Origin of the sequence: Streptomyces sp. NPDC006655 (genome assembly GCF_040703965.1) — a bacterium.
Taxonomy (GTDB): Bacteria; Actinomycetota; Actinomycetes; order Streptomycetales; family Streptomycetaceae; genus Streptomyces.
In genome coordinates, this window is record NZ_JBEYJU010000255.1 from 1 (window position 1) to 1343 (window position 1343).

A 1343-nucleotide genomic window follows, 5' to 3' on the forward strand; every position below is an offset into this window, starting at 1 on the left:
TTACGGATCACCCGCTGCTGCGACGGACCATTCGGCGCCGTCAGACCATTCGACGCGCCGTCCTGATTGACCGCGCTGCCACGGATCACCGCGAGGATCCGGTGCCCGTGCCGCCGGGCCGCCGACAACCGTTCCAGAACCACCACCCCGACGCCCTCGGCCCACCCGGTGCCGTCAGCGGCGTCCGCATACGACTTACACCGGCCATCCAAGGAGAGTCCGCCATGACGCGAGAACGCTTCGAACGCCCCCGGCGTCGCCATCACCTTGGCGCCGCCCGCCAGCGCCAGCGAGCACTCCCCCCGCCGCAACGCGTGTGCCGCCAGATGGATCGCGACGAGTGAGGACGAACACGCGGTGTCCACCGTCACCGCCGGACCCTCAAAACCGAACACATACGACACCCGGCCCGAGGCCACACTCGCCGCCGCCCCCGTGCCGATGCCCCCCAGCTCGGAGTGCACGTTGCCACCCGCGAAGTAGTCGGTGCCCATGACGCCGGAGAACACCGCGACGTCTTGGCCCTTCAACGTCCCCGGGTCGATCCCGGCCTGTTCCAACGCCTCCCACGAGGTCTCCAGCAACAAGCGCTGCTGCGGATCCATCGCCAGCGCCTCACGCGGCGAGATCCCGAAGAAACCCGCGTCGAACTCCGCCGCGTCATACAGGAACCCACCCCGGGGCACGTAAGGGGTGCCGGCCTGCCCCGAGTCGGAGTCGAACACGCCCTCCAGATCCCAGCCACGATCAGACGGGAAACCAGACATACCGTCCCGGCCCTCGCTGACCAGCCGCCACAAATCCTCCGGACCCGCCACACCACCCGGCAGACGACACGCCATCCCCACAACCGCAACCGGCTCCGACTTCTCGGCCTCAAGCTCCAGCACACGCTGATGGGAACGGCGTGCCTCTGCGAGAGTGCGCTTGAGATAGTCGCGAAGCTTGCTTTCATCTGCCATCGGGGTTCAGCTCCTAGAGGCTGTGAGGTACGACGTTTGCTAGTTGCCGAACTCGGAGTCGATCAGGTCGAAGAGTTCGTCGTCCGAGGCGGCATCGAAGTCGAGCTCCTCCTCAACGGACGGGGTTCCGTTCGCCAGCGACCAAGAGGCCAGAAGGCCCTGAAGCCGGGCGGTCACTTGGGCGCGGACCGAGTCGTCGGCGGGCGTCGCGGCCAAGGTGGCATCGAGCCTGCTCAGTTCAGCAAGCAGGGGATGCGGTGCGGCCACGGATTGCGTCGTGGTCCCGAGTTCGCGGTGGAGGTGGCGGGCGAGGGCGAGCGGGTTGGGGTAGTCGAAGACGACGGTGGCGGCAAGCTTGAGGCCGGTGGCCCCACGTAGACG

General features: G+C 67.7%; 1 protein-coding gene and 1 pseudogene. Both read right to left on the reverse strand.

What is annotated here, in order from left to right:
- Positions 1–962 (reverse strand): beta-ketoacyl synthase N-terminal-like domain-containing protein (locus tag AB0958_RS45140; RefSeq protein WP_366896295.1); only part of this gene is annotated, 962 nt, incomplete at its 3' end.
- A gap of 39 nt (positions 963–1001) precedes the next feature.
- A pseudogene (locus AB0958_RS45145) lies at positions 1002–1343 on the reverse strand (hypothetical protein); the annotation flags it as partial.